Here is a 7,157-nt window from a genome sequence, read left to right on the forward strand (position 1 = left end):
AATATTGAGAAATTAATAGAAAAGGGAGTGAGTCTAGAAATCTTGAGTAAAAGGCAATACAGGAGATTTTTAGTAGGAAATGAAATCTACCGTCAGCAGAAATGGATGTGGGAAAATAAGACTGAAAAAATTGAGAATCGAATCGTTAATCTAACTCAGCCCCATATTCGTCCAATTGTCAGGGGAAAAGCAGGAGCAGATGTAGAGTTCGGTGCAAAAATATCAGCCAGTTGTTTTGACGGTTATCTATTTCTTGACAAAATAAGTTGGGATAATTTCAATGAAAGTGGAGATTTAAAAGCACAAGTAGAAGCCTACAAAGAATTTACAGGACATTATCCCGAATCAGTTCATGTTGATAAGATATATCGTACAAGAGCGAATCGAGCTTGGTGCAAGGAGCGGTCAGACCCCGCGTCGCCGAAGGGCGCAAGGGAATGCTGACCAAGAGAGAGAGAGATTAGAATCAGTGGAGTGCCTTTAGGAAGGCCGCCAAAAAATGTTAGTAAAGAAGCGAAAAAACAAGCAAGAGAAGATGAAAAAATCCGCAACAGAATCGAGGGAAAGTTTGGGCAAGGTAAACGAAGATTTAGTCTCGATCGCGTCATGGCTAAACTTTCTAATACCTCAGAAACTGCCATTGCCATTACTTTTTTGGTCATGAATCTCGTCACCCTGCTTCGGCAGGTTTTTTGTCTTCTTTTTTGTCAATTTTTCTGGAATCGTATCTTTTTGACGAAACTCATTATCTTTCATTATAGAGGGAGAGATTATCGACAATATAAGATTATAGTTTCTCACATCTAAAATGCGATTGCACTCGCCTCAATTTTTTTCTAACTTTTTCAGCAAACCCTATCTAAGAAAATAAAGAGAAACTTAAGAACAATTTTGCTCTCCATATTTCGTGGTAGAGTTCTGAACAAATGAACCGACTCTGGGACAATCAAAGAATTATTCTAGAGTGGGTAATTAGTTCAACCTTTACAAAGAGAAAAACAATGCAAAAAATGAGAAGTTTTTTGAAGAAAATAGCAGTGATTTTTATCATTGTTGCTGTTACCTTCTTTACAAATACAACGGTGGCCGCCGCCTACACAAGCTATTATGACGTTCCCCCCGGCAAATTTACTGAAGATGTCGGGCCACAGGGAAATGAAAAAGATGTGGGTTGCGATCCGGATACTGGAGGCACAAAATTGTTTTCGCAAGATAATGCTGAAGAGCAACTGGCAACTTTTTACGCAAACTACGGACCCACAGATATCCTCCTCGCAGGCTATTTGCACGCGGCCGGTTGCTATTTTTCTCATTACCTATATTTGCCAGTTGGAACAGTAGGTAGCACACTTGAGGCCACAAAGGGTGCAGGTTATGTTAATGTCTATGCTTACGCAGTTGATGGTAGTCCATACAAGGAAGCAAACCAAAAAGGGGTACTTGTTGGGTGTAACGCGCCTACTTATGTAAATGAGTTGGAAAATTTAGATGAACAAATCGCGCAAATGAAAGTAGACTTAGATATAGTGACTTCGGGGACTATAGAACTATTGCCAGGAGCCGACGAATGGGCGTTGAAAAACCTTGAAGAGCAAAGAGATAAGATATTAGAGGAGATGAAAAAGGAATGTGACTTTTGATGAAACCCACATTCCGCACTTCGGAATGTAGTATCCTAAGATTACGCATTTTGAGCCTGTTGCGATCGCCAAAAGCAGCACAAGTAGTAAATTATCTTAAATAGGAAACAAAAAAATACCCCGTCAAATCAAAGATTCTGACGGAGTTTTTCTGTGAATGATTTTACTGAACTGCTAATTCAACTACCTTTGTAAAGGCTTCAGGATCGGCAACTGCCAATTGAGCCAGCATTTTCCGATTGATTTGAATATCGGCTTTCTTTAACTTGCCCATCAGTTGACTGTAGCTGATATCGTGTAGTCTGGCGGCGGCGTTAATACGCACGATCCAGAGACGACGAAAATCGCGCTTGCGACGACGGCGATCGCGATAAGCCGATCGCAATGCCTTCATTACTTGCTGATTAGCGGTGCGAAATAGCTTAGAGTGAGAACCTCTAAACCCTTTCGCCATTTTGAGGATTTTTTTACGGCGCTTGCGGGCAACATTGCCGCGTTTTACTCTAGTCATGGTTTTAATTTACCCGTTTTAATAAGGTGGAACAATGGGAAAAGAAGAAAAAAAGTAGAATTCGCACCAGCGCGATCGCACTTGAGCCAATTCCGCAAAAATCTACATATACGGCATCATCAAATGCACATTTTTTTCATCGCTCTCGTGTACCAATGATAAATTAGAGAGACGGCGGCGGGTGCGTTCGGCGGATTTATGATCGAGTAAGTGGTTTTTATTGGCCTTGCGACGGCGAATTTTACCGGTTCCAGTCGCTCTAAAACGTTTAGCGGCGGCTCGACGAGTTTTTAGTTTGGGCATGGTTTTGTCTAAATTCGACACAATTTATAATCATATCGCACTTGCAAAGAGATAGGCAAGCATTTTTTCTCCCCATTATTCATGACGCTTTAGGGCTTTAGGGCGGAGGGAGCAATAGAATCGTCTTCATCGGTTGCCAGCACTGCATCCAATTCGGCTTCGAGATCGTCCTCTTCTTCGCTGACTTCGGGGGGCTTAGAAAGAGCTATTGCACCAGATTTTTGAACGGCGATCGCGATTTGTTGGAGAAATTTGGTCAATCTCTGTTTGGAGAGGAGGTCAAGGCTCTCGTCTTCTCGCAACAGGCTCATGGGAACGCGGCTTTGCTGATCGTTACTTTCGATCCAGTAAGCCACTTGTTCGTGGACATTGGCGGGTAAATTCACCAGTACAGGTTTTTCAGTAGCTCACTCGAAGATGCGATCGACGCGATCGACTTCTAAGGAGGAGAGGGCGATTTCTTCGTTAGCGACTTTAAAGCTGATGTCTCGAATGCCATCGTAGCATTCGGCAACATCGTTATTGGAGTCGGCATCGACGAGAGCGCAGTCGATGCCTTCACACTCGAAATAGTGCGCCAGACAGCGAGAAAACATACTTTTTCCCACTCCTCCTTTTTCTCCGTCAACGAACGGAAGAATGGGGCAGTGCGATCGCATTTCTTTCTACGAGTTACGTCATAAATTCCATAATTCCATCATTTGATAGGATTCGTAGAATGAAGCAATCCTATTAATAAAAAAAAAGATAGGAAATTTGCAAAGTCAATTATAATAAAGATAGCTGTTCTACATTTTTGAGTTGCATATTTTGATCACTAGAATATTTTAAATTAACCGAACAATCTTCTACAGAATTCCAAATATATCTTACAGGATTTTTTGTTTTCCTAATTTTATTTTTTTCTATACCTAGCTTAAGCCAGTGCTGCATCTGAGTCTTTGTTACTGTTTTAAAAGAGGCAAGAATTTCATCTAACATACGAGGTTGCTGTAAAAATATTTCCAGTTCAAGTAAAACATATTTCTCGAAAATATTGCAATGATATTCTTGTAAATTATTTTGTGTTTTTATTTGAGAAAAATGATCTATATCATCTGATTGTTTTTGAGGTGCTGTATTGATTGAATCTTCTTGTTGAGTGAAGGAAGAAAAGATAAGATAAATTTTTTCTTTTGGTAGATCTGTAGAGATCGTTTCAATAGGTTGATTGTAGAGATTAAAATCTTTAATCTCTAACGGCTTAACAATTTTTAATGTCTCTGGCTGTTTTTTAAGAGTTTCTCTGAGTTCCATTAATAATCGCCCTAAAGCATTAATTCCTACTAGATTGTCAGTATCTACTGGAATTGCTCCCCAAAAATTATCTTTACGCGAATCTTCTACAATTGGTTTATCTTTTGTTTGTAATAATAACTTCCCAAAGGTTTCCCAGTTTTGTAATAGCTTAATACGCAAACACCAACGCATTATATTAAGTTTTACTTTCTCCCAATCAGAACGAGATCGATCTCGATAAGGTTTGCCTTTCATTTTAGCAGTCATCGGACTCTTTTGAGAAATAATTACTTTTTGAATATCAGGAAGATGAGGAAAACGACACGCTTGATATAAGGCTTCTGATGTACGAATATTTATGCCATTAACGATTATAGGATATCCTCCAGCCATATTTGATAGACCACCAAAAGATTCCTTTGTTTTGCGAAAGGTGATACATTCATTTCTATTATATGTTCTACTGGCTGAAGAAGTATTCATGCTCATTACCTTTTTCGCGATTTTTTTAATAGAAAAAACAAATACAGTTTTAATTGACCTTACGAGGAAATAAAGGATACCACTTACTAAAAGGATGGGAAGAAGAGTAATTTATTGGATCGCCCCACCAAAGAACTAAAGGGCAATTATTAGCAATATTTCGATAGGTAATGAACATTGAGCCAAAACCCAGTGACTCAAAATACTCAAATCCCATAGGTCTCATTGAATGTTGGCGTTTTTCCGGTAGCGAGACAATATAAGATCCTTGTTTGAGAAAAGCTGCTTCAATTACATTTCTTGCTTGAGGTGAAGAGCAAAGTGTTTCTTGTTTTGGTATTAAATCAGGACGAAATAATCGCGGATTAAAATTCTTGTTTCTACAATTATCTTCAACTAAGTTAACAAATTGATCGACTAATGGATTATTATTTATTTGTTTTGGCCACAAACACTCATATTTTTCCTTTTCCCAATGCAGATTAGAAAACTCTAAATCAGAATCAATGATAAATCGGATGTTCCTTTCTCGAGCAATTGTAGCAAGTGATTGTTCTACATAACGCTTGCCTGAAGTATGTAAAGCAAAGAAAATCAGGAAAATATTTGTATGAGAGATAGCAATATTTTGTTCTAGCCAGTCTTTTAAGTCATGATAAACTCTATTTCCTGAAAACAAGCAATCATCCAAATAAACATATCCAATCGGTTTTAAAATGTTGCGATATAAATTTATACTATATCGACTTATAGTGATTTCATTTGCTAATTTAAGTAATTCTTTTTGGCTATTCCCTCTTTTTTGAATATCTAAAAATTGAATCTGGGACACTTTTTCAGCTTTATTAGTATTAAAAAAACTTTTTTCAAGGCAAGATTTTGCACGCGAGCGTGAAAAATAATATTTTTTGAGGAGATAATTTAGTTCTTGAAGAATGGGCAATTGTTCGTTGTTCTCAAATTGACATATCCATCTATTTACATGATCGGGTGTCATAGGTGGAATTTCACCTAAGCGATAATCACAGATAATTTGAGAAATTGATTCTAATAAATCTTGCTGTGTCATTATTTTGAATCTTGGGGCAACAAAATCACCGACTCAAAAAGTATTGTCGATCTTCATATTATACCCAGCGATCGCTAAACAATGTTGAGTTTACCAAGGAAATAACTTCCGCACTTTTTTCCCAGATTCAGCCGCAGCATCAACGATTTGCTGGTTTCGCTCGTCCTGTCCTCCTTGAACCTCTTTCGCCTTCAAATCGTATTTGCCACGATTTCCCCCGTCATCAGGGCTTCTTGGGCAACATCGGGAAGCTCGTCCCGTCTGGACTTCCGAGCATTCGTTTGCCGGTAAGGCTCCGACGACTTGCAACCCATTACCTCTTGAGTGAGAGCCTCCGTTGCATCTCGGTGCGCGTCGCGATCGCCTCCCATGACTTTAATCGTATCGGTGTAATGCTTGCGAACCATCGCCCCATCAACTCGCTTGCGTTGCGTTCTCTAACTGCTTCTATTTTACAGTGACGAAGCAAACCAACAAAAAAATTGAGTATTTAAAAAAGTTTCTAAGTGCCTGCACCTATCAAACCAATTGAGTTTCTCGCAGTTTGGTATCTTGACGATCCGGATCGATTCCTTGTTGGGTATAGTAGGCTCTCGGACGACCGGAAGGCGATCGCTCCCTGTTTGTCCGTCTTCGTCAGTAATTATTTTTTGAGAATGGAAATGCGATCGCGAGCAATTATTTTTTAGAATAGAAGGCGATCGCTCAAACCAAAGCGATCGCCTCTTCTTCCAAACATTTTGGGTCTAGATAATCCGGATCGACACCGAGGGTTTCGCAGTCTTTTCTCGACAAGCCAAAAGGTGCTCGGATCGCATTACCAAAAATCTCAAAAAGGTCTTCGAGAACATCCTCAAAAGGTGCGTCGAGAGAGGTAGAACGATCGAGTTTTGCAACGCTTAATAAAGCACAAACCTCAAGCCCCTTAAGGGTTTCCTGATATCTCAAGCGCGGTTTGTATCCCATCGATTCAAGTTTCGCGATCGCTTCTTGATGGGTCATGCGCTCTAAGGCTTCGAGATTGAGATATAAAAAACCGTATCCTGCGGGAGGGATGCCAATTTGATAGGGAGTCAACCCAACGAAGGGTTTGCTATTTTTCTTCACGATTGTCTCCTGTTGATGCTTCATAGGAACGAAATTTACACAGCCACAGTCTTTTGCTCCGACCGAGGGGGCTAACAGACATCAATCGACCTCTTGCAGTATGACCTATATTTTTACATATCTGCCTTGCTTCGGTTTCGCTATTGGCAAATGTCCGCTCGTACCAAATGGCAAGTTCCCCCTCCGGATCTTCAAGATATTCTGGGGGTTCGCTATCCAAAAGATTACTCCTTCTTGAATTCATTCGTATTAACATACAAATGGAAATGCGATCGCTAAACAAAGCATTAAACCAATTGAGGTTCTCGCAATTTAGCATCTTGACGATCCGGATCGATCGCTTGTCGGGTATAGTAGGCTCTCGGACGACCCGAAGGCGATCGCACGGCATTGCCAAACATCTCAAAAAGAGCCTCGATCCAAAAGGTGCGCCGCAAAACCATCAAACCAGCGATTGAAAATGAGCGTTACAAACACTCAATTGACAAGGCATTGAGCCAAAAGGACGCTTTCGCTTCTTCAGGAATGAAAACAATTGGGAAGGAGACTGACTCAATGAACAAGCGTCAAACTCAATAGGACTTATGCAGCTAGGAAGCGAGACGTTCCCACTACTGTATTCTCTGGTTATGGTAGTGCGGCCATCTTGCCCATTAATGCGTTAAGTCCTAATTGAACGCTCCCCAACCAAATCAAAGATTATGGTTGGGGATTCTTTCAGCTACGAGAGACCTCGTAGCGTTCCCAGAACAACTGGCGTTCTCAG

Annotated in this window: 11 protein-coding genes and 1 pseudogene; 2 read left to right on the forward strand and 10 right to left on the reverse strand. The window is 40.2% G+C overall.

Features of this window, described 5'->3' with window-relative positions; all coding sequences use genetic code 11:
• Both JUI58_RS01960 and JUI58_RS01965 read left to right on the forward strand, forming a co-directional pair.
• Nucleotides 1-807: pseudogene (locus JUI58_RS01960) on the forward strand (transposase); the annotation flags it as partial.
• A gap of 194 nt (nucleotides 808-1,001) precedes the next feature.
• A complete protein-coding gene (locus tag JUI58_RS01965; RefSeq protein ID WP_204102062.1) occupies nucleotides 1,002-1,640 on the forward strand; it encodes a hypothetical protein in 639 nt (212 codons plus the stop codon).
• Nucleotides 1,641-1,803: 163 nt separating this feature from the next.
• On the opposite strand, the gene rplT is transcribed toward JUI58_RS01965, so the two are convergent.
• The 10 genes from rplT to JUI58_RS02015 form a co-directional block, all read right to left on the reverse strand.
• Complete coding sequence (gene rplT, locus JUI58_RS01970; RefSeq protein ID WP_204102063.1) at nucleotides 1,804-2,151, reverse strand: 50S ribosomal protein L20; 348 nt, start codon at nucleotides 2,149-2,151, stop codon at nucleotides 1,804-1,806.
• 102 nt (nucleotides 2,152-2,253) lie between these two features.
• Nucleotides 2,254-2,454, reverse strand: a complete 201-nt coding sequence (gene rpmI / locus JUI58_RS01975; protein WP_204102072.1) for a 50S ribosomal protein L35 — start codon at nucleotides 2,452-2,454, stop codon at nucleotides 2,254-2,256.
• 89 nt (nucleotides 2,455-2,543) lie between these two features.
• Complete coding sequence (locus JUI58_RS01980; protein ID WP_204102064.1) at nucleotides 2,544-2,840, reverse strand: hypothetical protein; 297 nt, start codon at nucleotides 2,838-2,840, stop codon at nucleotides 2,544-2,546.
• Between the two features lie 21 nt (nucleotides 2,841-2,861).
• On the reverse strand, nucleotides 2,862-3,113 hold the full coding sequence (locus tag JUI58_RS01985; RefSeq protein WP_204102065.1) for a hypothetical protein: 252 nt from the start codon (nucleotides 3,111-3,113) through the stop codon (nucleotides 2,862-2,864).
• A 109-nt stretch (nucleotides 3,114-3,222) separates the two neighbouring features.
• Nucleotides 3,223-4,221 carry an NADAR family protein gene (locus JUI58_RS01990; RefSeq protein ID WP_204102066.1) on the reverse strand — a complete coding sequence of 333 codons (999 nt, stop codon included), beginning with the start codon at nucleotides 4,219-4,221 and terminating at the stop codon, nucleotides 3,223-3,225.
• A gap of 43 nt (nucleotides 4,222-4,264) precedes the next feature.
• Nucleotides 4,265-5,284: a hypothetical protein gene (locus JUI58_RS01995; RefSeq protein WP_204102067.1), complete on the reverse strand. Its 1,020-nt coding sequence runs from the start codon at nucleotides 5,282-5,284 to the stop codon at nucleotides 4,265-4,267.
• A gap of 191 nt (nucleotides 5,285-5,475) precedes the next feature.
• The gene (locus JUI58_RS02000; RefSeq protein ID WP_204102068.1) at nucleotides 5,476-5,691 is read right to left on the reverse strand and encodes a hypothetical protein; all 216 of its coding nucleotides are present in this window, start codon (nucleotides 5,689-5,691) and stop codon (nucleotides 5,476-5,478) included.
• Between the two features lie 298 nt (nucleotides 5,692-5,989).
• Nucleotides 5,990-6,391, reverse strand: coding sequence for a hypothetical protein (locus JUI58_RS02005; RefSeq protein ID WP_204102069.1), 402 nt, complete (start codon nucleotides 6,389-6,391; stop codon nucleotides 5,990-5,992).
• Complete coding sequence (locus JUI58_RS02010) at nucleotides 6,378-6,611, reverse strand: hypothetical protein (protein WP_204102070.1); 234 nt, start codon at nucleotides 6,609-6,611, stop codon at nucleotides 6,378-6,380. The genes JUI58_RS02005 and JUI58_RS02010 overlap by 14 nt, the downstream gene beginning before the upstream one ends.
• Before the next feature lie 67 nt (nucleotides 6,612-6,678).
• Complete coding sequence (locus JUI58_RS02015) at nucleotides 6,679-6,834, reverse strand: hypothetical protein (RefSeq protein WP_204102071.1); 156 nt, start codon at nucleotides 6,832-6,834, stop codon at nucleotides 6,679-6,681.
• Nucleotides 6,835-7,157 lie beyond the last annotated feature (323 nt).

It is taken from the genome of Spirulina sp. CCY15215 (assembly GCF_016888125.1).
In the GTDB taxonomy this organism is placed as follows: Bacteria; Cyanobacteriota; Cyanobacteriia; order Cyanobacteriales; family Spirulinaceae; genus CCY15215.